Origin of the sequence: Agromyces sp. MMS24-K17 (genome assembly GCF_043950245.1) — a bacterium.
GTDB lineage: Bacteria > Actinomycetota > Actinomycetes > Actinomycetales > Microbacteriaceae > Agromyces.
Window position 1 is genome coordinate 94,976 of sequence record NZ_CP171640.1, and the last position, 25,704, is coordinate 120,679.

Annotated in this window: 21 protein-coding genes; 2 read left to right on the forward strand and 19 right to left on the reverse strand. The window is 71.1% G+C overall.

Annotation, left to right across the window (positions count from 1 at the left end; translation table 11 throughout):
- Positions 1-33 precede the first annotated feature (33 nt).
- From ACGGZK_RS00380 to ACGGZK_RS00415, 8 genes are all read right to left on the reverse strand, one after another.
- Positions 34-1,635, reverse strand: a complete 1,602-nt coding sequence (locus ACGGZK_RS00380) for a xylulokinase (protein WP_395244295.1) — start codon at positions 1,633-1,635, stop codon at positions 34-36.
- Entirely contained in the window at positions 1,632-2,408 is a 777-nt protein-coding gene (locus tag ACGGZK_RS00385; RefSeq protein ID WP_395244296.1) for an L-ribulose-5-phosphate 4-epimerase, read from the reverse strand. The genes ACGGZK_RS00380 and ACGGZK_RS00385 overlap by 4 nt, the downstream gene beginning before the upstream one ends.
- The gene (locus ACGGZK_RS00390) at positions 2,405-2,632 is read right to left on the reverse strand and encodes a hypothetical protein (protein WP_395244297.1); all 228 of its coding nucleotides are present in this window, start codon (positions 2,630-2,632) and stop codon (positions 2,405-2,407) included. Before ACGGZK_RS00390 ends, ACGGZK_RS00385 begins: the two co-directional genes overlap by 4 nt.
- Before the next feature lie 427 nt (positions 2,633-3,059).
- Entirely contained in the window at positions 3,060-4,319 is a 1,260-nt protein-coding gene (mmsB, locus tag ACGGZK_RS00395) for a multiple monosaccharide ABC transporter permease (protein WP_395244298.1), read from the reverse strand.
- A 25-nt stretch (positions 4,320-4,344) separates the two neighbouring features.
- Positions 4,345-5,871: a multiple monosaccharide ABC transporter ATP-binding protein gene (mmsA, locus tag ACGGZK_RS00400; RefSeq protein WP_395244299.1), complete on the reverse strand. Its 1,527-nt coding sequence runs from the start codon at positions 5,869-5,871 to the stop codon at positions 4,345-4,347.
- Positions 5,872-5,961: 90 nt separating this feature from the next.
- Positions 5,962-7,038, reverse strand: a complete 1,077-nt coding sequence (chvE, locus tag ACGGZK_RS00405; protein WP_395246010.1) for a multiple monosaccharide ABC transporter substrate-binding protein — start codon at positions 7,036-7,038, stop codon at positions 5,962-5,964.
- A gap of 169 nt (positions 7,039-7,207) precedes the next feature.
- Complete coding sequence (locus ACGGZK_RS00410) at positions 7,208-7,972, reverse strand: L-ribulose-5-phosphate 4-epimerase (protein ID WP_395244300.1); 765 nt, start codon at positions 7,970-7,972, stop codon at positions 7,208-7,210.
- Positions 7,973-8,278: 306 nt separating this feature from the next.
- Complete coding sequence (locus ACGGZK_RS00415; RefSeq protein ID WP_395244301.1) at positions 8,279-9,295, reverse strand: LacI family DNA-binding transcriptional regulator; 1,017 nt, start codon at positions 9,293-9,295, stop codon at positions 8,279-8,281.
- Between the two features lie 216 nt (positions 9,296-9,511).
- Between ACGGZK_RS00415 and ACGGZK_RS00420 the strand changes: the two genes are divergently transcribed.
- A complete protein-coding gene (locus tag ACGGZK_RS00420) occupies positions 9,512-10,051 on the forward strand; it encodes a hypothetical protein (protein WP_395244302.1) in 540 nt (179 codons plus the stop codon).
- Here ACGGZK_RS00420 and ACGGZK_RS00425 read toward each other — a convergent pair.
- From ACGGZK_RS00425 to ACGGZK_RS00475, 11 genes are all read right to left on the reverse strand, one after another.
- A complete protein-coding gene (locus tag ACGGZK_RS00425) occupies positions 10,023-11,546 on the reverse strand; it encodes an MFS transporter (protein WP_395244303.1) in 1,524 nt (507 codons plus the stop codon). The two genes, ACGGZK_RS00420 and ACGGZK_RS00425, sit on opposite strands and share 29 nt — an antisense overlap.
- Complete coding sequence (locus tag ACGGZK_RS00430; RefSeq protein ID WP_395244304.1) at positions 11,515-12,345, reverse strand: aldo/keto reductase; 831 nt, start codon at positions 12,343-12,345, stop codon at positions 11,515-11,517. Before ACGGZK_RS00430 ends, ACGGZK_RS00425 begins: the two co-directional genes overlap by 32 nt.
- A gap of 95 nt (positions 12,346-12,440) precedes the next feature.
- On the reverse strand, positions 12,441-13,355 hold the full coding sequence (locus ACGGZK_RS00435) for a cyclase family protein (protein WP_395244305.1): 915 nt from the start codon (positions 13,353-13,355) through the stop codon (positions 12,441-12,443).
- Complete coding sequence (locus tag ACGGZK_RS00440; RefSeq protein WP_395244306.1) at positions 13,352-14,758, reverse strand: APC family permease; 1,407 nt, start codon at positions 14,756-14,758, stop codon at positions 13,352-13,354. Before ACGGZK_RS00440 ends, ACGGZK_RS00435 begins: the two co-directional genes overlap by 4 nt.
- Positions 14,759-14,848: 90 nt before the next feature.
- Positions 14,849-16,033 carry a S8 family serine peptidase gene (locus ACGGZK_RS00445; RefSeq protein ID WP_395244307.1) on the reverse strand — a complete coding sequence of 395 codons (1,185 nt, stop codon included), beginning with the start codon at positions 16,031-16,033 and terminating at the stop codon, positions 14,849-14,851.
- 140 nt (positions 16,034-16,173) lie between these two features.
- Positions 16,174-17,343, reverse strand: a complete 1,170-nt coding sequence (locus ACGGZK_RS00450; RefSeq protein ID WP_395244308.1) for a cystathionine gamma-synthase — start codon at positions 17,341-17,343, stop codon at positions 16,174-16,176.
- Between the two features lie 13 nt (positions 17,344-17,356).
- Positions 17,357-18,724: a cystathionine beta-synthase gene (locus ACGGZK_RS00455; RefSeq protein ID WP_395244309.1), complete on the reverse strand. Its 1,368-nt coding sequence runs from the start codon at positions 18,722-18,724 to the stop codon at positions 17,357-17,359.
- 121 nt (positions 18,725-18,845) lie between these two features.
- Positions 18,846-20,690, reverse strand: a complete 1,845-nt coding sequence (locus ACGGZK_RS00460) for an ABC transporter ATP-binding protein (RefSeq protein ID WP_395244310.1) — start codon at positions 20,688-20,690, stop codon at positions 18,846-18,848.
- Positions 20,691-20,923: 233 nt separating this feature from the next.
- Positions 20,924-21,910: a carbohydrate ABC transporter permease gene (locus tag ACGGZK_RS00465; RefSeq protein ID WP_395244311.1), complete on the reverse strand. Its 987-nt coding sequence runs from the start codon at positions 21,908-21,910 to the stop codon at positions 20,924-20,926.
- Positions 21,907-22,872: a carbohydrate ABC transporter permease gene (locus ACGGZK_RS00470; RefSeq protein ID WP_395244312.1), complete on the reverse strand. Its 966-nt coding sequence runs from the start codon at positions 22,870-22,872 to the stop codon at positions 21,907-21,909. Before ACGGZK_RS00470 ends, ACGGZK_RS00465 begins: the two co-directional genes overlap by 4 nt.
- 109 nt (positions 22,873-22,981) lie before the next feature.
- Positions 22,982-24,340, reverse strand: a complete 1,359-nt coding sequence (locus ACGGZK_RS00475; protein WP_395244313.1) for an ABC transporter substrate-binding protein — start codon at positions 24,338-24,340, stop codon at positions 22,982-22,984.
- Between the two features lie 261 nt (positions 24,341-24,601).
- On the opposite strand from ACGGZK_RS00475, the gene ACGGZK_RS00480 reads away from it, so the two are divergent.
- Entirely contained in the window at positions 24,602-25,627 is a 1,026-nt protein-coding gene (locus ACGGZK_RS00480) for a LacI family DNA-binding transcriptional regulator (RefSeq protein ID WP_395244314.1), read from the forward strand.
- The last annotated feature ends 77 nt before the right edge of the window (positions 25,628-25,704 follow it).

Consider the following 25,704-nt stretch of genomic DNA (forward strand, 5'->3'; position numbering starts at 1 on the left):
GGTCGGGGTCGGCCGGGTGCTCGGGGCGCCCGGTCAGAGGGCCTCGACGGCGGCCGCCTCGGCGGCGAGGCCGGCGCGGTAGCGGTCGAGGTAGGCGGCGAAGCCGGCGACGTCCGCCGCATCGGGCTCGACGGTGTCGAAGCCCGCGTCGGCGAAGACGCGCTCGTCGAGGTAGGTGCCGAGGTCGGATGCGTCGGCCGACGCGAGGTACGACGCCAGCACGGCGATGCCCCACGCGCCGCCCTCCGAGGCGGTCTCGCCGACCGCGACGGGTGCGTCCAGCGCGCCCGCGAGGAAGCGCTGCGCCACGCCCGCGGTGCGGAACATGCCGCCGTGGGCGAACATGCGGTCGAGCTCGACGCCCTCGCCGGCGAGGACGCGCATGCCGAGCGCGAGCGTGCCGTACACGCCGTAGAGCTGGGCACGGACGAAATTCGCCAGGTTGAGCCGGCTGTCGGGCGTGCGCACGACGAGCGGGCGACCCTCGTCGAGGCCGGCGATCGGCTCGCCCGCGAGGTGGTTGTAGGCGAGCAGGCCGCCGGCGTCGGCCTCGCCCTCGAGCGCGGTGCGGAACAGCGCCTCGAAGACGGCGTCGGAGCCGAGGGGCGTCCCCGCGGCCGCGGCGAACTGGCCGAACACGCCCGCCCATGCGGCGAGCTCGCTCGCGCCGTTGTTGCAGTGCACCATGGCGACCGGGTCGCCGGCGGGGGTCGTGACGAGGTCGAGCTCGTGGTGGGCGTGCGCGAGCGGGCGCTCGAGCACGACCATCGCGAAGATGCTGGTGCCGGCGCTGACGTTGCCGGTGCGCGGGGCGACCGAGTTCGTCGCGACCATGCCGGTGCCGGCGTCGCCCTCGGGCGGACAGAGCGGGACGCCCGGGCGGAGCGCGCCGGTCGGGTCGAGGAGCGCCGCGCCCTCGGCGGTCAGCTCGCCGGCGGCCGCGCCGGCCGGGAGCGACTCGGGCAGCAGGTCGGCCAGCGCGCGGGGCGCGCGGCCGGCGACGAGTTCGTCGTAGCTCGCGACGAGCGCCGCGTCGTAGTCGTTCGTCGCCGAGTCGATGGGGAACATGCCGGATGCGTCGCCGACGCCGAGCACGTTGCGGCCGGTGAGCTTCCAGTGCACGTAGCCGGCGAGGGTCGTGAACGAGTCGATCCGCGGCACGTGCGGCTCCTCGTCGAGGATCGCCTGGTGCAGGTGCGCGATCGACCAGCGCAGCGGGATGTTCACGCCGAAGCGCTCGCTCAGCTCGGCGGCGGCCGGACCGGTCGAGGTGTTCCGCCAGGTGCGGAACGGCACGAGCAGCTCGCCGGCGGCGTCGAACGCGAGGTAGCCGTGCATCATCGCGGAGACGCCGATGGCGCCGAAGGTCTCGGGCACGACGTCGTAGCGGCGGCGGAGGTCGGCCACGAGGTCGGCGTACGCCGCCTGGAGGCCGCCCCACACGTCCTCGAGCGAGTAGGTCCACACGCGGTCCTCGTAGCGGTTCTCCCACTCGTGGCTGCCCACGGCGAGCACGCGGGTGGGGTCGTCGGCGTCGACGAGGCAGGCCTTGATGCGGGTCGAGCCGAGCTCGATGCCGAGGGCGGTGCGGCCGTCACGGACGACCTGCGCGGCGGTGGTGGTGGGGTCGGTCATCGGGTGGTCCCTTCGTTCTCTGCCGGCGCGGCGTCGCTGCTCTCGCCGTCGCTGTCGTCGCGTCGCGCGTCGCTCGACTGGCCGTACACGTTCTGGTAGCGGTCGTAGAGCGAGTCGATCGCCTCCTGCGGGATCGGGACCAGCGGCCCCGCCTCGCGAGCGAAGTGCACGGTGCGCGCGACGTCCTCCACCATGACCGCGGCCTTCACCGCGTCCTTCGCGTTCACGCCGATGGTGAACGGGCCGTGGTTCCGCATCAGCACCGCGCGCGACCGGTGGCCCGACAGGGTCTCGACGATGCCGCGGCCGATCGAGTCGTCGCCGATGATCGCGAACGGGCCGACCGGGATCGGGCCGCCGAACTCGTCGGCCATCGCGGTGATCACGCACGGGATCTCCTCGCCGCGCGCCGCCCAGGCCACCGCGTAGGTCGAGTGCGTGTGCACGACCCCGCCGACCTCCGGCATGTTCCGGTACACGTACGCGTGCGCGGCGGTGTCGGACGACGGCGCCCGGTCGGCGCCCGGGGTGCCCTCGATCACGTTGCCGTCGAGGTCGCAGAGGATCATGTTCTCGGGCGCCAGGTCGTCGTACGAGACGCCCGACGGCTTGATCACGAACAGGTCGGCGCCGGGCACACGACCCGAGACGTTGCCGCCCGTCCAGACGACGAGGCCGTAGCGGGTCAGCTCGCCGTGCAGGCGGGCGACGTCGTCGCGGACCTGGGCGATCGCGGCCTCGACCTCGGGACCGAACTCGACTGCGGCGCTCACGCGGCGACCGCCTCGACGGCGGCGATGTGGCGCACTGGGCGGCCGGCGCGGCTCCCGGGGCCGGTGCCCGCCGCCTCCACAACGGCGGGCACCGCCTCGCGAAGGACGCTCACGCGTTCCCCCGGGTTCTGGGGCGCCCGATCGGCGACGCGGCCTGCGGCGGCCCTGCCGGACAGGGTGTCTCGATCGACACCGGTGACGTACTGCTCGTGGCCTGCCGGCATGGGTCCGGACTCCTTCGTCGCTCGTTCGTTAGCGCTAACAAACGACGATGTTAGCGCTAACGAATCCCAATGCCAAGCCGCTGCGGCCACCCGTCCGCCACCCGTTCGCGGCGACGCATCCGCCCGCCTGAACCCGGCTGAACCCGGCTGAACCCGGCTGAACCCGGCTGAACCAGCGTCCCGCCTCCCGCCTCCCGCCTCCCGCCCGCGGATGAGGAGGAATCCGGGACTCCGCGGCGCGGCGCGCCGCGACACGCCGCGGTCGGCCGCGTTTCTCCTCATCCGCGACACCGTTGCGGACCGCGCGGACCGCGCGGACCGTGCGAGCCGCGCGCTCCGCGCGAACCGTGCGGACCGCGCGGCCACGCACGCCGAAGGGCCCCCGCCAACTGGCGAGGGCCCTTCGAGATCGGTCGGATGCCCCGGGTCAGCGACCGCCGGAGCGACGCTTGTTGTACACGTCGAAGGCGACGGCCAGCAGCAGCACGAGGCCCTTCACGGCCTGCTGCCATTCGATGCCGATGCCCATGATCGACATGCCGTTGTTCAGGACGCCGATGATCAGACCACCGATGATCGCGCCGCCGATCGTGCCGACGCCGCCCTGGACGGCCGCGCCGCCGATGAACGCGGCGGAGATCGCCTCGAGCTCGAAGCCGTCACCGGCCTTCGGGCCGGCGAGGTTGAGGCGCGCGGTGAAGATGAGGCCGGCGAGCGCGGCGAGCACGCCCATGTTGACGAACAGCCAGAAGTCAACCCGGCGGGTCTTGATGCCCGACAGCTCGGCCGCGTGGCGGTTGCCGCCGATCGCGTAGATGTGGCGACCGAACACGGTGCGGTTCATGACGATGCTGTAGATCAGCACGAGCGCGCCGAGGATGATCAGCGTCACCGGGATGCCCTTGTACTGCGCGAGCGACCAGGCGAACCAGCCGATGGCGGCCGACACCAGCACGAGCTTGGTGACGAACCACACCATGGGCTCGACCTCCTGGCCGTACTTCTGGCGGCCGGTGCGGGTGCGCAGCTGCTGCACGATCAGCAGCACGATCGCGATCGCGCCGATGCCGAGCGTGAAGATGTCGACCTCTTCCGAGAGCCCGAAGACGTTCGAGACGAAGCCGTTGCCGAGAGCGCGGTACTCGGTCGGGAACGAGCCGATGTTCGCGTTGCCGAGCACCACGAGCGCGAGGCCGCGGAAGATGAGCATGCCCGCCAGCGTCACGATGAACGCCGGGATCCCGACGAACGCGACCCAGAAGCCCTGCCAGACGCCGACGAGGGCGCCGATGCCGAGCGAGAGGATCACCGAGAGCCACCAGGGCAGGCCCCAGTGCACCGCGAAGACGCCCGAGCACGCGCCGACGAAGGCGGCGACCGAGCCGACCGACAGGTCGATGTGGCCGGCGATGATGACCATCACCATGCCGATCGCGAGCACGAGCACGTAGCCGTTCTGCACGATCAGGTTGGAGATGTTCTGCGGGCGCAGCAGGATGCCGTCGGTCAGGATGGCGAACAGCACGACCACCGCGACGAGCGCGATGAAGATGCCGTTCTTGCCGAGGTCGCTGAGGACGTGCGTGAGCCAGTTGGTGAACTTGTTGTCGGACGGGTTGATGTTCCCGCCGACGGCCTGCGACTCGCCGGCCGGGCCGGTCGGGGTCTGCGTTGGGGTGTTGGTCATCGGATTCTCCTGATGGGTCCGCGGGTCAGCGGGGCTTTTCCATGGTCATGAGCTTGAGCATCGACTCGGGCGTCGCCTCGGCGACGGGGAGCTCGCCCGTGATCCGCCCCTCGGAGAGGGCGTAGATCCGGTCGCAGATGCCGAGGAGCTCGGGCAGCTCGGAGGAGATCACGATGATGCCCTTCCCCTCCGCCGCGAGCCGGTTGATGATCGTGTAGATCTCGTACTTCGCACCGACGTCGATGCCGCGGGTCGGCTCGTCGAGGATCAGCACGTCGGGGTTCGAGTAGATCCACTTCGACAGCACGACCTTCTGCTGGTTGCCGCCGGAGAGCTTGCCGGTCTTCACCAGGACGTTGGGCGCCTTGATGTTCATCGACTTCCGGAACTCGTTCGCGACCTGGTACTCCTCGTTGTCGTTGACGAGGCCGCCCTTCTCGAGCTTCTTCAGCGACGCCATCGAGATGTTCCGCTTGATGTCCTCGATGAGGTTGAGGCCGTAGGTCTTGCGGTCCTCGGTCGCGTAGGCGATGCCGTTCTCGATCGCCTCGGCGACGGTGCGGGTCTTGATCTCCTCGCCGCGGAGGAAAACCTTGCCGGAGATCTTCGTGCCGTACGAGTGGCCGAACAGGCTCATCGCGAACTCGGTGCGGCCAGCGCCCATGAGCCCGGCGATGCCGACGATCTCGCCGGCGCGCACGTTGAGGTTCACGGCGTCGACGACGACGCGCGCGACGTCCTGCGGGTGGTGCGCGGTCCAGTCCTCGACCCGGAGGAGCTCCTCGCCGATGTTCGGCGTGTGGTCGGGGTACCGGTGCTCGAGGTCGCGGCCCACCATGTCCTTGATGATGCGGTCCTCGGTGACGTCCTGCTTGGCGATCGTCTCGATCGTCTTGCCGTCGCGGATGACCGTGACCGTGTCGGAGACCTTCTTGATCTCGTTCAGCTTGTGGCTGATGATGATCGACGTGATCCCCTCGTCCTTCAGGCTGAGGATCAGGTCGAGCAGGTGATCGGAGTCCTCGTCGTTGAGGGCGGCCGTCGGCTCGTCGAGGATGAGGAGCTTGACCTCCTTCGACAGGGCCTTCGCGATCTCGACCAGCTGCTGCTTGCCGACGCCGATGTCCATGATCTTCGTCGTCGGGTTCTCGCGGAGGCCGACGCGCTTGAGCAGCTTGGCGGCCTCGAAGTTCGTGCGGTTCCAGTCGATGAGGCCGCGGGTCTTCTGCTCGTTGTTGAGGAAGATGTTCTCGGCGATCGAGAGGTAGGGGCTGAGGGCCAGCTCCTGGTGGATGATGACGATGCCCTTGGCCTCCGAGTCGGAGAGATCGCGGAACTCGACCACCTCGCCCTCGAAGACGATGTCGCCCTCGTAGGTCCCGTGGCCGTACACCCCCGAGAGCACCTTCATCAGCGTCGACTTGCCGGCGCCGTTCTCGCCGCAGATCGCGTGCACTTCGCCGCGTTCCACTTCGAGGTTCACGTTCGAGAGCGCCTTCACGCCGGGGAAGGTCTTCGTGATGCCGCGCATCTCGAGAATGTTGTCTGTCATCCTTGCTCCTGCTTCGTTGCCGAGTGACGAGACCTGCCGGTGGGGGAAGCGTAGTACTCCCCCACCGGCCGGTCACGAGGAACGGCTGATTCAGCCGTTGATCTCCTCTTCGGTCCAGTAGCCGCTGTCGACCAGGACCTCGGTGATGTTGTCCTTGACGACGATCTGCGACTCGAGGAGGTACGAGGGAACGACCTTCACGCCGTTGTCGTAGTCCTCGGTGTTGTTGACCTCGGGCTCCTCGCCGTTCAGCAGGGCGGTCGCCATCTTGACTGCGACCTCGGCGAGGTTGCGGGTGTCCTTGAAGATGGTCGAGTACTGCTCACCGGCGTTGATGGCCTTGACCGAGTCGAGCTCGGCGTCCTGGCCGGAGATGATCGGCCACTCGGCGCCGACGCTGTAGCCGGCGTCGGTGAGGGCCGAGATGATGCCGCGCGAGAGGCCGTCGTAGGGCGACAGCACCGCGTTGACCTTCGAGCCGTCCGAGTAGGTCGAGGTGAGGAGGTTCTCCATGCGCTCCTGCGCGACCTCGCCGTCCCAGCGGAGGGTGGCGGCCTGCTCGAAGTCGGTCTGGCCCGACTTCACGACGAGGGTGCCCTCGTCGATCAGCGGCTGCAGCGTGTCGATCGCACCGTTCCAGAAGAACGTGGCGTTGTTGTCGTCGGGCGAACCGGCGAACAGCTCGATGTTGAACGGACCGGCGGGCGCGCCGTCGACCGGGTTGCCCTCGAGGTCGGTGAGGCCGAGGCCCGCGAGGAGCGAGGTCGCCTGCTGCACGCCGACCTTGTAGTTGTCGAACGACGCGTAGTAGTCGACGTTCTCCGAGTCGCGGATGAGGCGGTCGTACGCGATGACCGGGATGTCCGAGTCGGCGGCGGTCTGGAGGACCTCCGACAGGGTGGTGCCGTCGATCGAGGCGATGATCAGCGCCTCGGCGCCCTTGGTGATCATGTTCTCGATCTGCGAGACCTGCGTGGGGATGTCGTCCTCGGCGTACTGCAGGTCGACCTTGAAGCCCTCGGCCTCGAGCTGCTCCTTGACGGCGTCGCCGTCCTGGATCCAACGCTCCGACGACTTCGTCGGCATCGCGACGCCGATGAGGCCGCCGTCGCCGCCGCCGTCGCCGTTGTCGCCCGAACCGCCCGAGCACGCGGCCAGCGCGAGCATGGAACCCGCGGCCAGCGTGGCGAGGAGCACCTTCTTCGTGTTCTTCACGGTGTGTCCTTTCACTGTGTCATTCATGGACGTCGTTGTCTTGGTGACAGTGGATGCGGCCTCGTCCATTTCGGCCGCCTCCCTCACGTCGTCCGCCGGGTGGCGGAGGTCGTAAGCCTTCTCATGCGCCGGCCCCCGACCGGCGTGCGCCGACCTCGGGCCGGCTCGCGCCGACCTCGGGCCGGCGGGTGTCGGCCGCCTGGCCGTACACGTTCTGGTAGCGGTCGTAGAGCGAGTCGATCGCCTCCTGCGGGATCGGGACCAGCGGCCCCGCCTCGCGAGCGAGGTGCACGGTGCGCGCGACGTCCTCGACCATGACCGCGGCCTTCACCGCGTCCTTCGCGTTCACGCCGATGGTGAACGGGCCGTGGTTCCGCATCAGCACCGCGCGCGACCGGTGGCCCGACAGGGTCTCGACGATGCCGCGGCCGATCGAGTCGTCGCCGATGATCGCGAACGGGCCGACCGGGATCGGGCCGCCGAACTCGTCGGCCATCGCGGTGATCACGCACGGGATCTCCTCGCCGCGCGCCGCCCAGGCCACCGCGTAGGTTGAGTGCGTGTGCACGACCCCGCCGACCTCCGGCATGTTCCGGTACACGTACGCGTGCGCGGCGGTGTCGGACGACGGCGCCCGGTCGGCGCCCGGGGTGCCCTCGATCACGTTGCCGTCGAGGTCGCAGAGGATCATGTTCTCGGGCGCCAGGTCGTCGTACGAGACGCCCGACGGCTTGATCACGAACAGGTCGGCGCCGGGCACACGACCCGAGACGTTGCCGCCCGTCCAGACGACGAGGCCGTAGCGGGTGAGCTCGGCGTGGAGCTTCGCGACCTCGGTGCGGACACGCGCGATGGCGACCTCGACCTGCGGCTCGTAGACGCTCATGCGGTCACCGGCCGGGTGCCCGCTCCGGTGCCGACGCGGCGGCCAGCGCACGCCGGGGCGTGGGGCTGGGATGCGAGCGCAGTCTGCACGGAGACTCCTTCGTCTGAGGGATGGGGCGTGGATCGCGGCCGGCGCCGGTCGGGATGCGACCGGCCATGTGACCGTTCACATGGTAGACCTGCGGAGGCCTCGGCTGTCAAATGCGAGATGGTCACGGCTCGGTAACGGCCGTCGTGCCGCGAGATTCCGGGCGAGCGGATGCCTCGAGCCGGTGCCGGACGTCCCTCGGAGCGGGACCGGGTCGACCTAGAACGCGGGCCGACCGGTCGTGCCGCGCACGATGAGCTCAGGGGCGATCGGCCCGAACCGCTCGGCGTCCGACCCGTCGTACTCGCCGAGCAGCGCCGCCACGCAGCGACGGCCGAGCTCGGCGAAGTCCTGCCGCACCGTCGTGAGCGGCGGCCAGAAGTGCGCTGCCTCCGGGATGTCGTCGAACCCGACGATCGACACGTCGCGCGGCATCTCGAGCCCGGCGTCGCGCACGGCGTGCATGAGTCCGAGCGCCATCTGGTCGTTCGAGGCGAAGATCGCCGTGAAGTCGCGGAACCGCAGCAGCTCGCGCCCCGCGTGGTAGCCGAAGTTCGCCGTCCAGTCGCCGAGGATCGGGGCCGTGGTCGGCACGTCCTGTGCGCTCATCTCCTCGAGGAATCCGCGCATGCGCGCCTCCGCCTCGATCCAGTCCTGCGGGCCGGCGAGGTGGTAGATGCTGCGATGGCCGAGCTCGATGAGGTGCCGCGTGGCCAGTCGCCCGCCCGTGACCTGGTCGACCGAGACGGCGTGACCCGGGGTGTCGAGCGTGTGCATCGTCACATACGGCACGTCGAGCTGCGATTGCGCGAGGGTGTCGAACACCCGCTGCTGGGGCGCGATCACGACGAGCCCCTCGACGCCCTGGGCGTTCAGGTGCGCGAGCCCGTCGGCGATCGACGCGGAGTCGGAGGCCTCGATGTTCGCCATGCTGACCCAGTACCCGGCCTGCCTGGCGGCCGACTCGATCGCGGTGATCGCCCGCGCCGGCCCGTACTGCGTGGTCGACGCCGACAGGATGCCGAGGGTGCGCGACCGGCTCGTGACCAACGCGCGTGCGGCGCGGTTGGGCTTGTACTGGAGCTCGGCCATGACGTCGAGCACGCGCTGCTTCGTCTCGGGACGGATGCTCGGGTGGTGGTTGAGCACCCGGCTCACCGTCTGGTGCGAGACCCCGGCTTCACGCGCGACATCGCGGATGCTGGGGGCTCTGCCCCGTGCGACTTCCTCGGACACGGCACCTTCGTTCGCGTTGCGGCATGTGCACGGTCACACGCACCTGCGGACCAGTATGCCCCACACCCGCACGGAATGTGACGGTCACATGTGTGACGTCACACGGCGCGGGCCGTCCCCCGGCCGGGGGACGTTCGGAGGCCATCGTAGGGCGACGGGCGAGCGGATGTCTCGCCCCCGGCGCCGCGCGCGCGATCCGGGGTCACAATGGAGGGGATGAGCGACTTCATGCGGAACCTCCCCCTCTCCTGGAAGGAGCAGGTCGACGAGTCGGGCGTGCACAGCGACCGACGGCTCGAGTACGCCGAGGTGCTCGAGCAGGCCGCCGCCATCGCCGACACGGGGGCCGGGGCATCCGTGCGCGAGACCGACGTCGGCCGCCTGCGCGTCCGCAAGGGCGAGGACGCCCCCGGTGCCGACCTGCCGACGCGCCTGCGCACCTTCGCCCACGACGCCCGCTCGGGGCGGAAGGTGCCCGTGCGGTTCCTCAGCCGCGCCGTGCTGCTGTACCTCGCGCTGGCGCGCGAGGCCGAGGTGGCGCCGACCCTCGCGCCGCTCACGAGCGGTGCGGTCGCCCTCTACCTCGCCACCGCCGCGCCGACCGAGATCCGTGCCGTCATCAAGGAGCACGCGCTCCGCGCGACGGACGCCGGCTGGGAGTTCGGGCGCGGGCGGGTGCTCGAGTCGACGGCCGTCGAGATGGTCGAGTTCCTCGGCGGCCGGAGCCTCACTCCCCCGCGACCGGCCGCTCGCTGACGGTCGCCGGAGCACCCGCGGGCTGCCGGGAAGCCGGCTCGCTCGCGGCATCCGCTCCGCCCGAGGCATCCGTGCCGCCCGAGGCATCCGACCGGGCCGCCGCGCCCGGCGGCCGCACCCGCGGCGCGAGCAGCACCGCGACCGCGGCGATCGCGAGGGTCACCGCGAACTCGGGCGCGAACGACCCGCCGCCGATCGTGCTCGCGACGAGCGCCGTGATCGCGAGCGCGACCGTCGCACCGAGCGACTCGGCGATGGTGAGTGCCGCACTGTTGAAGCCCTGCTCGGCGCGTGCCGACAGCGACAGCACCTCCACGTTGAAGCGCGGGTACATGAAGCCCATCGCCCCACCCGCGAGCGTCCACGCGACGAACGCGATCCACGGCGCGAGGCCCAGGAGCGCGACGAGGAAGACGACGACGAGCGCGACCGCGAGCGAGGCGGAGGCGATCACGACGGCCCGCGTGTTCGACACGCGCGCCTCGCCGAGCCGGCCCTGCAGCCACGAGGCCGCAGCCCACGCCACGCCGGCGCCCGTCAGCACCGCGCCGGCGAGGCCCGGGCTGAAGCCGTAGCGCTCCATGAGCAGGTACGGCAGGTAGATCTCCGAGCCGAAGAACGCGCCGGCGACGATGAGCTTCTGCAGCACCGTCGCGGGCATGCCGCGGGCCGAGCGCAGCGTGCCGCGCGGCATGAGCGGCCGCGACGCGAACGCGACCACCGCGATCGCGGCGATCGCCACGGGCCACGGCCACGGCCCGTCGAGCTCGGCGGCGAGCGACACCCCCAGCGCCGCGACGGCGGCGAGCGCCGCCCACGCCATGCGCCCGGGGCTCCACCTGACCGACCGGTCGCCGTGCACGAGGTGCCGCACGCGCAGCAGCGGCGGCAGCATCATCGCCGCGGCCGGCAGCACGAGCGCGATGACGCCGAGGAACACCCAGTGCCACGTGACCGCCTCGACGGCCGCGCCGGCGAGCGCCGGCCCGACGATCGACGGGATGACCCACGCGGCCGCGAAGCCGGCGAACACCCGGGCGCGCAGCGCCTCGGGGTAGGCGCGGGCGACGATGACGTAGAGCGGCACGATCACGGCGGCGCCGCTGAGCCCGTGCACGAACCGGCCGACGATGAACACGCCCATGTCGGTCGCGGTGCCCGCGATCACCAATCCGACGACGAAGAGCGCCGCCGACGTCAGGAGCGACGGCAACGGGCCCGAGCGGTCGGTCCAGTTGCCCGCGATGACCATGCCGACGATGCCGGCGGCGAGGGGCACGGCGAAGGCGAGCGCGTAGAGCGACTCGCCGCCGAGGTCGCGGGCGACGATCGGCATGATCGTGGTGACCGCCATCGCCTCGAACGCGGCGATGAAGATGAGCGAGAACATGCCGATGGAGAGCCACCGGTACGGGCGCGAGAGCGGTCCGCGCGCGGGCGGGAGGTCGTGCGGGGTGGTCAGGTCACTGCTCCTCGTGCGTGTTCGGGTCGGCACCCCAGATGCGCCCGCGGGAGAGCGCCGAGATCGCCTCGACCTCCTCGGGGGCGAGGTCGAAGCCGAACACGTCGAGGTTCTGCGCGCGCCGCTCGGGCTGCGACGACTTCGGGATGGGGATGGCTCCGAGCGCGACGTGCCAGCGCAGCACCAGCTGCGGCACGGTGACGCCCTTCGCCTGCGCGAGCTCGGCGAGCAGCGGCTCGGAGAGGAGTTCGCTCTTGCGGCCGAGGGGGCTCCAGCTCTCGGTGCGGATGCCGTTCGCCTCGTGGAAGGCGCGCAGCTCGGCCTGCGGGAAGTACGGGTGCAGCTCGACCTGGTTCACGACCGGCAGGAGCCCGGTCTCCTCGCCGAGGCGGGTGAGCATGGCCTCGGTGAAGTTCGAGACGCCGATGGAGCGCACGAGGCCCTTCTCGCGGAGCGAGATCATCGCGCGCCAGCTGTCGACGTACCGGTCGACGCTCGGGTTCGGCCAGTGGATGAGGTACAGGTCGACCCACTCGACGCCGAGTCGGTGCCGCGACTCGTCGAAGCTCCGCAGCGTCTCGTCGTAGCCGTGGTGACGGCCGGGCAGCTTCGTGGTGACGATGAGGTCGCTGCGGTCGACCGCGGTGCGCCGCAGCGCCTCGCCGACGATGTGCTCGTTCTCGTAGTTGTAGGCCGTGTCGAGGAGGCGGTAGCCGACGTCGATGGCCGAGAGGATCGCGTCGATCCCCGGTTGGCCGTCGAGTCCGTAGGTGCCGAGCCCGAGGGCGGGGATCCGATTGCCGTCGCGGAGCGCGTACTCGGGGGCGATCATGGCTCCATCCTCCCGCGGTCGGGCGGCGGATGCCAGTCGGGCCGGCGCGCGGGTGAAAGCCGGCGCCGGCGCGCGTCCGGACCCCGCCGCGTCGCTCAGCCGATCTCGGCGAACGCCCGCACCGGGAACGTCCCGAAGCCCTCGACCCGTGGCGGCACCGCGGTGAACCGGGCGCCGCGGGCCGGCAGCCGGTCGAGCGCGGTGAGGTGCTCGACGACGTGGATGCCCGCGTCGAGCAGGATCGAGTGCGCCGGCCGCTCGCCGCCCGACTGGGTGTCGTCGATGTTGAGGGCGTCGATGCCGACGAGCGCGACCCCGGCGTCCGCGAGGTACCGCGCGCCCGCGCCGGTGAGGAACGGCGAGTCGACGGCGTACTCCGGCTGCCCGAACCAGCGGTCCCAGCCGGTGTGCAGCAGCACGGCAGCGCCGGCGAGGTCGTCGGCCCGGTCGTAGAAGGCCTCGGCCGGGATGCCCCGCTCCGTGGCATCCGCGAGGTGGAAGACCTCGGCGCGGAGGCCGACGAGCGTCTCGAGCGGGAGCGAGGCGAGGTCGCCGCCGCGGTCGTACCGGTGGAACGGGCTGTCGAGGTAGGTGCCGGTGTTGCCGGCGAGGTGGATGACGTCCATCCGGAACTCGGTGCCGGGCGCGTAGACCGATCGCGAGGCCTCGCGGGTCAGGTGCGGCGTGATCGTCGGCGCGGGGATGCCCGGGTAGGTCACGAGCCCCTCGCGGATCGGGTGGCTCAGGTCGACGAGCTCGCGGGCCGGGGCATCCGACGGGGTCGCCGGGTCGATGCCGCGCGAGCCCTTGTGGCCCTCCTCCACGATCTCGAGGTTGGAGAGCTCGACCCGGCCGACGAGGGCGAGGCCGAGGTGGCGCACCAGGAGCTCGGCGATGCGGGCCTCGTCGAGGTCGGCGGCGGGCAGGTCGAGGCGGAAGCCCTCGGCGCGCAGCCCGCCTCCGTTCAGGAAGGCGATGTCGGCATCGAAGACGGCGCGGTACTCGGTCACGTGACGGGCTCCTGGCTGGGGTCGGGGACGGGGGCGGGGGTGGCGGCGCGTTCGGCTCGGCCGGTCGCACGCGCCGTCGCGCGGGACGAGCGGATGCGCCGGATCACGGTGACCGCGATCGCGGCGACCGCCAGCACGAGCGGCACGACCAGGTTCTGCCAGGCGAGCACGAGGAGTCCCGCGGTGAGCACGGTGGCCACGACCGCCAGCCACCAGCCCATCGACCACCGGCGCAGCAGCAGGGTCGCGGCGAGCATGCCGGCCGCGTAGATCGCGACCATGTTCGAGGTGTGGATGAGGATGAACGAGGTCAGGTCGAGGCCGTTCCACAGCATCAGGCCGAAGTACACGACGATGAGCGCTCCCGTGAGCAGCAGCGCCCGGCGCGGCACGGCGCCGTCCTCGGCGCCCTTCGCGAACCAGCGCGGCAGGTCGCCGTCGCGGCCGAGCGCGGCGCCGAGCTTGCCGAAGGCGGCGAGGTAGGCGTTCAGCACGCCGGTGGTCACGATCGCGGCGACGATGGCGACGAGCGCGGGCCCGATGCCGGGTGCGGTCGCCTCGACGAGCGAGAGCAGCGGCACCACGCCCTCCCCGGCGCGGTCGCCGAGCACGCCGACGGTCACCACCTGGAGGGCGAGGTACCCGAGGCCCACGACGACGATCGCGATGGCGGTGGCGATCGGGATGGTGCGCCGCGGGTTCGCGAACTCGCCGGCGATGTGCGTGCCGACCTCCCAACCGGCGAACGCCCACACGAACAGGCTGATCGCGGTGCCGACGCCCGCCCAGCCGTGCGGCAGGAAGGGCTCGAAGCTGGATGCCTCGACCGACGGGAACGTCACCGCCACCACGCCGATCACGACCGCGAGGAGCAGCCCGGTGAGCACGAACTGCACCCAGCCGGCGACGCGTACGCCGAACCAGTTCGCGACGTACGGGGCGACGAAGATCGCGAAGCCGACGACCGGCACGGCGGCCCGGTCGACGCCCAGCACGGCGACGACGTACTCGCCGCCGAGGACCGCGACGACGGGCGCCCCGACGCACACGCCGAAGTAGAACCAGTACCCCGCCATGCGGGCCATGGTGTCGCCGAGGGCGCGCCGCACGTAGCTGGCGACGCCGCCCGGGTCGGGGTACCGCGAGGCGAGCGCCGCGAACGTGCCGGCGAGCGGGATCGAGAGCAGCAGGACGGCCGCCACCGCGACGATCGAGGCCGGGCCGGCCGCCGCGGCCGCGAGGCCCGGCAGCGCGAGGATGCCGGTGCCGAGCACGCTGGCGACGTAGAGCGCCGTGCCCTGCCCGAGGCCCAGGCCGCCGCGGCGGACGGCGGGATCGGCGGCGGCGCCGGGGTCGCCGACGGTGGCCGGCGGGCCCTGGACGGCGGTTCGCTGCGAGGTCACCCGTTCAGTCTGGGGCATCCGCACGGCGCATGACGATGGCAGGGATGACGAGGATCATCGACATCCTGCCATTCGTCTCGGCGGGTCGCGTCAGGGCACCTGGGCCAGAAGGTTCGGCGATCCCTTCACGTCCGAGATGCGCCCGGTCGCGGCATCCGCCTTGATCGTCGCCCAGACCTCCGCAGGCGTCGCGCCGGGATCGGCCTCGAGCACCAGCGCCGCGATGCCCGCGACGTGCGGGCTCGCCATCGACGTGCCCGAAATCGTCTTCACCGCACCGTTCAGCCAGGTCGACGTGATGTCGACGCCGGGCGCGAAGAGGTCGACGCTCGAGCCGTAGTTCGAGAACGACGCCCGGGCGTCGGCCTTCGAGCTGGCCGCCACGGTGATCGCGGCCGGAACGTTCGCCGGCGAGTACCAGGACGCCGAGGCGTTCGAGTTGCCGGCCGCGACGACGACCGTCACGCCCGCCGCGACCATCCGGTTCACCGCGGTCGTGTTCGAGGAACTGCCGATGGCGAGGCCGCCGAGGCTCAGGTTCGCCACCGCCGGAAGCTGCGCGTTCTTCGCCACCCAGTTCATGCCGGCGATCACGGCCGAGTTCGGCGCACTGCCCGCGCAGTCGAGCACGCGCACCGGCACCAGCGTCACGTCAGTGGCCACGCCGTACGTCGTGCCGCCGATCGTGCCCGCGACATGCGTGCCGTGTCCGTTGCAGTCCCGGGTGCCCTTGCCGTCGGCGACCGCGGTGTAGCCGCTCGCCACGCGGCCCGCCAGGGCCGGATGGAACGTCGAGATCCCGGTGTCGATGACGTACGCCGTGACCCCCGCGCCCGTCTGCGCCGGCTCGTACGCACCGTCGAGCGGCAACGCGGGCTGGTCGATGCGATCGAGGCCCCAGGATGCCACGTCGGTCGCCGACACCTCGAAGTCCGGTTCCACCGACTCCACGATCGGCAACCGGCGCAGGAGGTCGGCCTGCGCCTGGGTCAACGACACGTTCAGGCCGCCGAGCGCGTCGTACACGCGCAGCACGGCGCTCGGCGGGAAGACCCTCCCGAGCGCCTCCACCGCGGCATCGACGCGCGTGCCCGCCCTTAGGAACACGACGTGACTGGTCGCCGCTCCGGCCGCGGCAGCGTCCGATGCTGCCGCAGCCGTCGAGGCGGACGCAGCCGGGCCGGCGGCCGCTGCCGGCCCCGCGACGACCGTCACCGACACGGCGACGGCGAGGCCCGACAGGACCCCGACGGCACGACGGATGAGAGCGCTCATGATCTTCCTCCCCCTGGAACGACATCGAGCCGGCGCATCCGCGATCGCCCGCGGCGCACCTGTCAGCGACCCTAGGGCACGCACGGCGTCGCGGCCCCGAGGTGTAACCGGGACGAAACGCAGGAGGGAATCGACCCGCGCTACAGGCGCGCGAGCGCCTGGTCGATGTCGGCCAGCAGGTCGCCGACGTCCTCGATGCCGACCGAGAGGCGCACGATCGACTCGGGCACCTCGGCGGGCGTGCCCTTCACCGAGGCGTGCGTCATCTCCGACGGGTAGTTCACGAGCGACTCGACGCCGCCGAGCGACTCGGCGAGCTGGAACAGCTCCGTCGACTCCGCGAACCGCCGCGCCGCCGCCCCGCCTCCGGCGAGGTCGATCGACACCATGCCGCCGAAGCCCGACATCTGCCGCGCCGCGAGCGCGTGGCCCGGGTGCGACGGCAGCCCCGGGTAGAGCACGCGCGCGACGGCCGGGTGTCCGAGCAGGCGCTCGGCGATGGCCTGGGCGTTCTCGCTGTGGCGCTGCATCCGCACGCCCAGCGTCTTGATGCCGCGGGTCGTGAGGAACGCGTCGAACGGGCTCGAGACCGCACCGGCCGCGAACTGCGTGAACGTCGTGCGCTCGACGAGGTCGTCGTCGCCGGCGGCGGCGAACACCAGCGCACCGCCGACGACGTCGGAGTGCCCGCCCAGGTACTTCGTCGTCGAGTGCACGACGACCTGGGCGCCGAGCGCGATCGGCTGCTGGAGCGCCGGGCTCGCGAACGTGTTGTCGACCACGACGAGCGCGCCGGCCTCGCGGCCGATCTCGGCGAGCGCCGCGATGTCGGAGATCTTCATCAGCGGGTTCGACGGCGTCTCGACCCAGAGCACCTTGGTCGCGCCCGGCTCGATCGCCGCGCGCACCTGGTCGAGGTCGCTCGTGTCGACCGTCGAGTGGCGCACGCCCCACGCGCCGTGGATGCGGCGGATCAGCCGGTGGGTGCCGCCGTACACGTCGTTGCCGATGACCACGTGGTCGCCCGGCGCGAGCACCGTGCGCAGCAGCGCGTCCTCGGCGGCGAGGCCGGAGGCGAACGACAGGCCGACGGCGCCGCCCTCGATCGCGGCGAGCTGGGACTCGAGCGCGGTGCGCGTCGGGTTGCCGCCGCGCGAGTACTCGTAGCCGTTGCGGAGGCCTCCGATGCCGTCCTGCACGTAGGTCGAGGTGAGGTGGACCGGCGGGATCACCGCACCGGTCGTCGGGTCGAACGCCTGGCCGGCGTGGATGGCGCGGGTGTCGAACCCGCCGTTCCCGGGAATCGTCATGAGCTGGTCCGTCCTAGGCCGAGAGGTAGCTGAGCAGGTCCGAGCGGGTCACCACGCCGAGCGCCTTGCCGCCGTCGGCGACGAGCAGGGCGGGCTGGTCGGCGAACGCCTGCCGCACGGCGGCGACCGGTTCGTTGACGCCGATGAGCGGCAGCGGGAGCCCGATCACCCGGGTCACCTTGTCGGTGAGCTTCACGCGCCCCGAGAAGACCTGCTCGAGCAGCTCCTCCTCGTGCAGCGCGCCGACGACCTCGCCGAGCACCACGGGCGGTTCGGCCGACAGCACGAGCAGCTGCGAGACGCCGGTCTCGGTCATCCGGTCGATCGCCTCGCGGACCGTCTCGTTCGGGTGCACGTACACGAGCGGGGCCGTGCGATCGGCCTTCGCGGCGAGCAGGTCGGCGATGGTGTGGCCCTCCGGGGCGTTGCCGAAGCCGTAGGCGCGCATCCACTTGTCGTTGAAGATCTTGCCGAGGTAGCCGCGGCCGCCGTCGGGCAGCAGCACGACGAACACGTCGTCGGGCGAGGCGCCCTGCGCGGCGCGGAGCGCGGCCGACACGGCCATGCCGCTCGACCCGCCGACGAGGAGGCCCTCCTCGAGCGCCAGGCGCCGGGTCATGTGGAACGCGTCGCTGTCGCTCACCGCGAGCACCTCGTGCGGCACCGTCGGGTCGTACGTGTCGGGCCACATGTCCTCGCCGACGCCCTCGACGAAGTACGGGCGGCCGGTGCCGCCGGAGTAGACCGAGCCCTCGGGGTCGGCGCCGATGATGCGCACCCGGTCTTCGGAGACGTCGCGCAGGTACCGGCCGGTGCCCGTGATGGTGCCGCCGGTGCCGATGCCGGCCACGAAGTGCGTGACCCGGCCGTCGGTATCGCGCCAGATCTCGGGACCGGTGGTCTCGTAGTGCGCGCGCGGGCCGTTCGGGTTCGCGAACTGGTTCGGCTTGAACGCCCCGGGGATCTCGCGCACCAGCCGGTCGGACACGCTGTAGTACGACTCGGGGCTGTCGGGAGCGACCGACGTCGGCGTCACCACGACCTCGGCGCCGTAGGCGGCGAGCACGTTGCGCTTCTCCTCGCCGAACTTGTCGGGCACGACGAAGATGCACCGGTACCCGCGCTGCTGGGCGACGAGCGCGAGGCCCACGCCCGTGTTGCCGCTCGTCGGCTCCACGATCGTGCCGCCGGGCTTCAGGAGCCCCTCGCGCTCGGCGGCGTCGATCATGCGCGACGCGATGCGGTCCTTCACGGACCCGCCGGGGTTCAGGTACTCGACCTTCGCGAGCACGGTGGCGTCGGTGACGCCTTGCGTGACGTGGTTGAGCTTGACGAGCGGGGTGTTGCCGACGAGGTCGGCGATGTTCTCTGCGTAGCGCATGAGGATTCGTCCTTTTGGGTTCGCGCGCGCCATTGCGTCGCTCGGTGAAGTGGTGGCTGAGGGGATGTTCAGCGGCGACAACACGAGAGACGGATCACGCCTCCCACTCTATCGGCCCGGCTCAGCCGACCGGCAACTCGGGCCGCTCGGACTGCTGGCGGTGCAGGGCCGCGTAGACCCCGTCGGCAGCGACGAGCTGCGCGTGCGTGCCGTGCTCGGCGATCCGGCCGGCGACGACCACGAAGATCACGTCGGCCGACGCGACCGTCGACAGCCGGTGTGCGATCGCGATCGTCGTGCGCCCGCGGGAGGCGTCGTCGAGCGCGGCCTGCACGACCCGCTCCGAGATGGTGTCGAGCGCGCTCGTCGCCTCGTCGAGGAGCAGCACGGGCGGGTCCTTCAGCAACACCCTCGCGATCGCGATGCGCTGCTTCTCGCCGCCCGACAACCGGTACCCCCGCTCGCCCACGACGGTGTCGTACCCCTCGGGGAACGACGCGATGGTCTCGTGGATGTTCGCGGCGCGAGCCGCGGCCTCGAGCTCCGCGTCCGTGGCATCCGGCTTCGCGTAGCGGAGGTTCTCGGCGATGGACGCGTGGAACAGGTACGTCTCCTGGCTCACGATGCCGATCCGCGAGATGAGCGACTCCTGCCGCAGGTCGCGCACGTCGACGCCCGCGAAGCGCACGGCGCCGTCGGATGCCTCGTACAGCCTCGGCAGCAGGTAGGACACCGTCGTCTTGCCGGCCCCCGACGGCCCGACGAACGCGGCGTACTGGCCGGGCTCGATCGTGAACGACACGTCGTCGAGCGTGGGCGGCGTCTGCTCGTCGGCGTCGGGGTAGCGGAACGAGACGTGGTCGAACTCGACCCGGCCGAGCGCCGGCCCCTCGGGCACGTCGACCGGCTCGGGGGCGTCGCTGATCGAGGGGCGCAGGTCGAGGTACTCGAAGATGCGGGCGAACAGCGCGCTCGAGGTCTGCAGGTCGAGGGCGACGCGCATGAGCCCCATCAGCGGGAAGAGCAGCCGGGCCTGCACCGTCGTGAAGGCGACGATCGTGCCGGCCGTCATGCCGCCCACGCCGCCCGCGATCAGCCAGCCGGCGAGCAGGTAGACGATCGCCGGCACCGCCGACATGAAGATGTTGACCATCGCGAAGAACCACTGGCCCGTCATCTGCTGACGCACCTGCAGCTCGATCTGGTTGCCGTTCTCGGCGCGGTAGCGCTCGATCTCGCTCTGCTGCCGGGTGAAGGTCTTCGCCAGCAGGATGCCCGACACGCTCAGCGTCTCCTGCGTGATCGCGGTCATCTCCGACAGCGACTCCTGCGTCTTCGCCGCGATCCGGGCACGCACCTGCCCGACGCGCCGCTGCGCGATCACCATCACCGGCAGCAGCAGCAGCGCGATCACGGTGAGCTGCCAGCTGAGCAGCAGCATCGCGACGAACGCCGACACCACGGTCACGGTGTTGCCGAGCACGCTCGACACGGTGTTGGTCAGCACGGATGCCACGCCGCCGACGTCGTTCTGGAGGCGCGATTGGATCACGCCGGTCTTGGTGCGGGTGAAGAAGCTGAGCTCCATCGACTGGAGGTGCCGGAAGAGGCGCACGCGGAGCGCGCCCATCACCTGGTTGCCGACGGTCGCGGTGAGCCACGTCTGCCAGACGCCGAGCAGCGCCGAGACCACGAATACCGCGATCATGGCGGCCACGATCCAGCTGAGCACCGGCAGGTTCGGCGGCGCGGACTCCCCCGACGCGTCGACGGGGAAGAGCCCGTCGTCGAAGGCGCGCTGGGTGAGCAGCGGCGGCACCACGCTGAGCGCGGCGCCGACGAGCACGAGCACGACCGTCGTCACGAGCGCGGCCTTGTGCGGCGCGAAGAGGCCGACGATGCGCCGGAACAGGTGCGGGATCTTCGGCGCGTCGGCGTTGGCGGCGCGTTGCGCCTCCTCGTCCATGCGCCCGATGCGGGTACGGGGCTTGCCGTACGTGCCCGTCTGCCCCCGGGCGCGCCGTGCATGCTCATTCCCCAACCCTACGTCGGGCATCGGACGGGGCATCCGGGTTGCGCGTTCACCTCGGCCGGGGCAGCACCGGCCGAGGCCGCACCGGCCGGGGCCGCACCGGCCGGGGCAGCAGGATGCCGCGCGCCCCCACGCGCGGCATCCGCTCCCCCAGCCCGATGAGGGGCCTACCCCTTCGTCGAACCCGCCAGCAGGCCTCGGACGAAGTAGCGCTGGAGACTGAAGAACACGATCAGCGGGATGACCAGCGACACGAACGCACCCGCGGTGAGCCGCTGCCAGTCCTGACCTCTCGTGCCGACCATCTCGGCCAATCGTTGCGTCAGTGGTGCGACGTCCTGCGTGCCGCCGGAGAAGATCAGCGCGACGAGCAGGTCGTTCCAGGTCCACAGGAACTGGAAGATCGCGATCGACGCGAGCGCGGGCACCGACAGCGGCAGCACGATCCGGAAGAAGATCTGCCCGTGCGTGGCGCCGTCGACGCGAGCGGCCTCGATCACGTCGCTCGGGATCTCCGAGATGAAGTTGTGCAGCAGGAAGATCGCCAGCGGCAGGCCGAACATCGTGTGCGCGAGCCACAGCGGGAGGTAGTTCTGCTCCGGGATGATCGGCACCACGTCGTGCAGCCAGGCCTGCGCCGGGCGCAGCCAGGTCGAGAAGATCTGGAGCACCGGCACCAGCGCCATCTGCAGCGGCACGATCTGGAGCGCGAAGATGAAGATGAACAGCACGCTCGAGCCGCGGAACTTGATCCACGCGAACGCGTACGCGGCCATCGACGCCAGCACGATCGGGAACAGCGTCGCCAGCAGCGCGATCGCGATCGAGTTCACCAGGTACGACCCGAGCTGCGGCGACGAGGACGACGCCGAGAACAGCACGTCGCGGTAGTTGTCGAGCGTGAACCCGGGGTTCTGGAAGATCGTCCACCAGCCGGTGGTGCGGATGAGCTCCGCCGGGCGGAACGACGACAGGAACAGGCCGAAGGTCGGGATGGTCCACAGGATGGCGATGATCAGCGAGACGATCGTCGCGGTGCGCGACGTGAGCCGCTTCTTGACGCGGGCGGTCTTCGTCTCGCCGAGGAGCATCGCCTCGGCGACGTCGTCGCCGGCGGGCGTGCGGGCCGGGAGGTCGGCGGGTGCGATGCTCATCGGATCTCCCTCTGCTTCCGCAGCGTGTTGACGTTGTAGACGATGATCGGCAGCACGAAGATCAGCAGGATGAGCGCGAGGGCCGAGCCCCGCCCGATCTCGCTCGCGCGGAACGCCTGGGTGTACATCTCGTTCGCGACGACGCTGGTGTTGAAGTTTCCGGCGGTCATCGTGCGGACGATGTCGAAGACCTTCAGGGTCGCGATCGAGATCGTGGTGAGCACCACGACGATCGTCGGGCGGATGCCGGGGAGCGTGACGTTCGTGAAGCGCTGCCAGGCATTCGTGCCGTCGAGCTGCGCCGCCTCGATCTGCTCGGTCGGGATGCCCTTGATCGACGCGCTCAGCAGCACCATCGCGAAGCCCGTCTGGATCCAGATCATGACCACGATCAGGAGGATCGTGTTGATCGGATCGGTCTGCATCCACTGCACCGGATCGCCGCCGAAGGCGACGACGATGGCGTTGAGGATGCCGATCTGGTCGCCGACGCCCTTGTACTCGTAGACGAACCGCCAGATGATGCCGGCGCCGACGAACGAGATCGCCATCGGCATGAAGAGGATCGCCTTGTAGTAGCGCTCACCGCGCGACCGGTCGATGAACACGGCGTACGCGAGGCCGACGGCGGTGGCGAACGTCGGGACGAGCAGCACCCAGACGAGCGTGTTGATCAACGTGCGGATCGCCGCGGGCTGCGTGAACATCCACACGAAGTTGTCGAAGGTCCACTCCCCCGACTTGTCCTGGAACGCCAGGAGGCTCGTGCGGATCGCCGGGTACACCAGGCCGATCGCCACGAGGATCAGCGCCGGGAGGAGGAAGCCCGCGAGCTGCCAGTAGTCGCGGCCCTTCTTCGGCGCCTTGTCGATGAAGAAGATCAACAGGCCGATGATGGCCGCGAAGATCACGAGGGCCATCACCACCTGCAGGATCTTGCCGAGCAGATCGGCCGTGGTCATGGTGCCTCCCGGTTCATCGTCGAGCTGGATAGCCGAGGGGCGGGGTGTTCGGCCCCGCCCCTCGATCATGCCCCGTCCGACCCATCGGCCGGAAGAGGCTCGCGGTGACTCAGCTGGTCGGCCAGCTCGCCTCGATGGTGTCGAGCACCGATGCGGTGCTCTCGCCGCCGACCCAGGCCACGATGCCCTTCCAGAAGGAGTCGGCACCCACGGCGCCGGGCATGAGGTCGGATCCGTCGAAGCGGAACGTGGTCTCGGGGTCCTGGAGGATCTCGATCGACTGCACCAGCAGCTCGCTCGAGGCGTTCTCCGGGTCGAGGCCCTTGTTCGCGCTGATCACGCCGCCGAGGCTGACGCGGTTGTTCGCCCAGGTGTCGCTCGAGAGGTAGGCACGGACCGCCTCGACCTCTTCCGCGTCGCGGAACGCGACGGGGAACTCGCCGCCACCGGTCACGGCCTGGCCGCTGTCGGCGTCGGCCGGCGGGAGCAGGAAGCCGAAGACGTCGCCGTCGGAGGCGACGGTGATGTCACCCGTGGCGTCCGGGTCCCAGAAGGTCTCGTAGAACGAAGCCTGGTGGTGCAGCGAGCACTGGCCGTCGAGGATCGGCAGGCCGGCGGTCTGGAACGCCTCCGTGATCTGGGTCGACACGTCGCCGATGCCGCCGTTGACCATGTCGTCGCTCTTCAGGTACTGGCCGACGGCGTCGAACGCCTCCGCGATCTGCGGGTCGTTGAACGGGATGTCGTGGGCGACCCACTGGTCGTACACGTCGGGGCCGGAGAGGCGGAGCACGTAGTCCTCCACCCAGTCGGTGCCCGGCCAGCCCGTGGCGTCACCCGACTCGAGGCCGACGCACCACGGCTTGTGGTCGCCCTCGGCCGCGATCGTCTCGGAGAGCTCCTTGAGCTCGTCGAGGGTCTTCGGGATCTCGTAGCCCTTCTCCTCGAACTCGGCCGGCGAGTACCAGACGTAGCCCTTGATGCTGGCCATGAGCGGGGCGGCGTACGTCGTGCCGTCGACCGTGGCGTACTCCTTCCACACCGGGTCCCAGAACTCGTCGATGTTCGCGATGACCGGGTCGGAAGCGGGGATGGCCCAGCCGCCGGCGACGAGGCGCTGGAGCAGGCCGGGCTGCGGGACGATGCCGATGTCGGGGGCGTTGCCGCCCTCGGCGAGGACGGCGATCTGCGCCTCGAACTCGCTGGAGCCCTGGTAGTCGACCGTGATGCCGGTGCAGGTCTCGAAGTCCTTCCACGACTCGACGAGGCGGTCGGCCTCGAGGTCGAGGATGGTGCCGGCGATGGTGACCTCGGCGCCGTCGAACGTGCCGTAGTCCTCGTAGGGCCCGCAGTCGACGTCGGCGGCGTCTTCCTCCGCCACGTCGCCCGTGCAACCGGTCAGTGCGAGCCCGACCGCTGCCGCCGCCACCGCGGGGATCATCCAGCGGCGATGCCGTGTGAGTCTCATGTCTTCTCCTCTTTGAGTGCGCAGGACGAAGCCGGAATCGGTTCCAGAGGCCACGCTATGGCAGGACGCGGATCGCCTGCAAGGGATCGCTGGTCACGTTTCGGACACTCCCGCGGCGCTGCGCGGAATCAGGGCGAGAGCGCTCTCAACCGGCCCGCATCCCGGCCGCCGGCGGCGCACCGGAATTGTGGGATCGGTTCCACATCGGAGCCGCTCCGCGAGCTATGCTCACGATCGAGGACCCGACGGAGGGAGGCACGGATGCCCGCCATCGGCGACGTCGCACGCCTCGCCGGCGTCTCGAAGTCGACCGCGTCGCGGGCCCTCACCGGCCGGGGCTACGTCGCCGAGGAGACCCGGTCACGGGTCGAGCGGGCGGCTTCCGAGATCGGGTACATCGCCTCGCCCGCCGCCGCCAGCCTGGTCACCGGGCGCACCAAGAACGTCGGCGTGGTGATCCCGTTCGTGAACGGCTGGTTCTTCGGCGAGGTGCTCGAGGGCATCGAGCGGGCGCTCCTCGCCGCCGGCTACGACCTCACCCTCTACAACGTCGCCCCGAGCGGGCCCGAGCGGGCGCGCGTCTTCGACTTCTTCCTCGCCAGGGCGCGCGTCGACGCCGTGATCGCGGTCGGCGTCGACCTCGACGGCGGCGAGCTGGCGAAGCTCGATCGACGCGACACCTCGGTGGTCTGCCTCGGCGGCCGGGCCGCCGGCGTCGCGCGGATCTCGGTCGACGACCGCGCGGTCGGCCAGCTCGCGGCCGAGCACCTGCTGCACCTGGGGCACACCCGGATCGCGCACCTCGCGGGCGCGGGCGCGGCGGCGAGGCCGCTCAGCGTGCAGGGCGAGCGGCGGCACGGCTTCCTCGACGCCCTGGCCGCGGCCGGCCTCGCGCCGGGCGGACGGGCCGACGTCTCGGAGTGCGCCATGACGATGCCGGGCGGCTACGTCGCCGCGCTCCAGCTGCTCGGCCGGCCGGGACCGCGCCCGACGGCGGTCGTGGCGACCTGCGACGAGGTGGCCTTCGGCATCCTCCGGGCCGCGGAGCGGCTCGGCATCTCGGTACCCGGCGACCTCTCGGTGATCGGCATCGACGGGCACGAGTACGCCGAGATGTTCGGGCTCACCACGATCGAGCAGGATCCGGCCGACCAGGGGCGCCTGGCCGTCGACGTGGTGCTGCGGCTCCTGGGCGAGGCATCCGTCCCGGATCCCCTGCCCGACTCGGGCGCGCCGCTGCCGACGCGCCTGGTGGTGCGCGCGAGCACCGCCCGCCCCGCGCGCTGAGCGCGAGCGGCCCGCCATCGGCCCGGCCGCCCGTCGCGCCGATGCACGCGCGGCGCGCGTTCAGAAAGCCCTTTCTC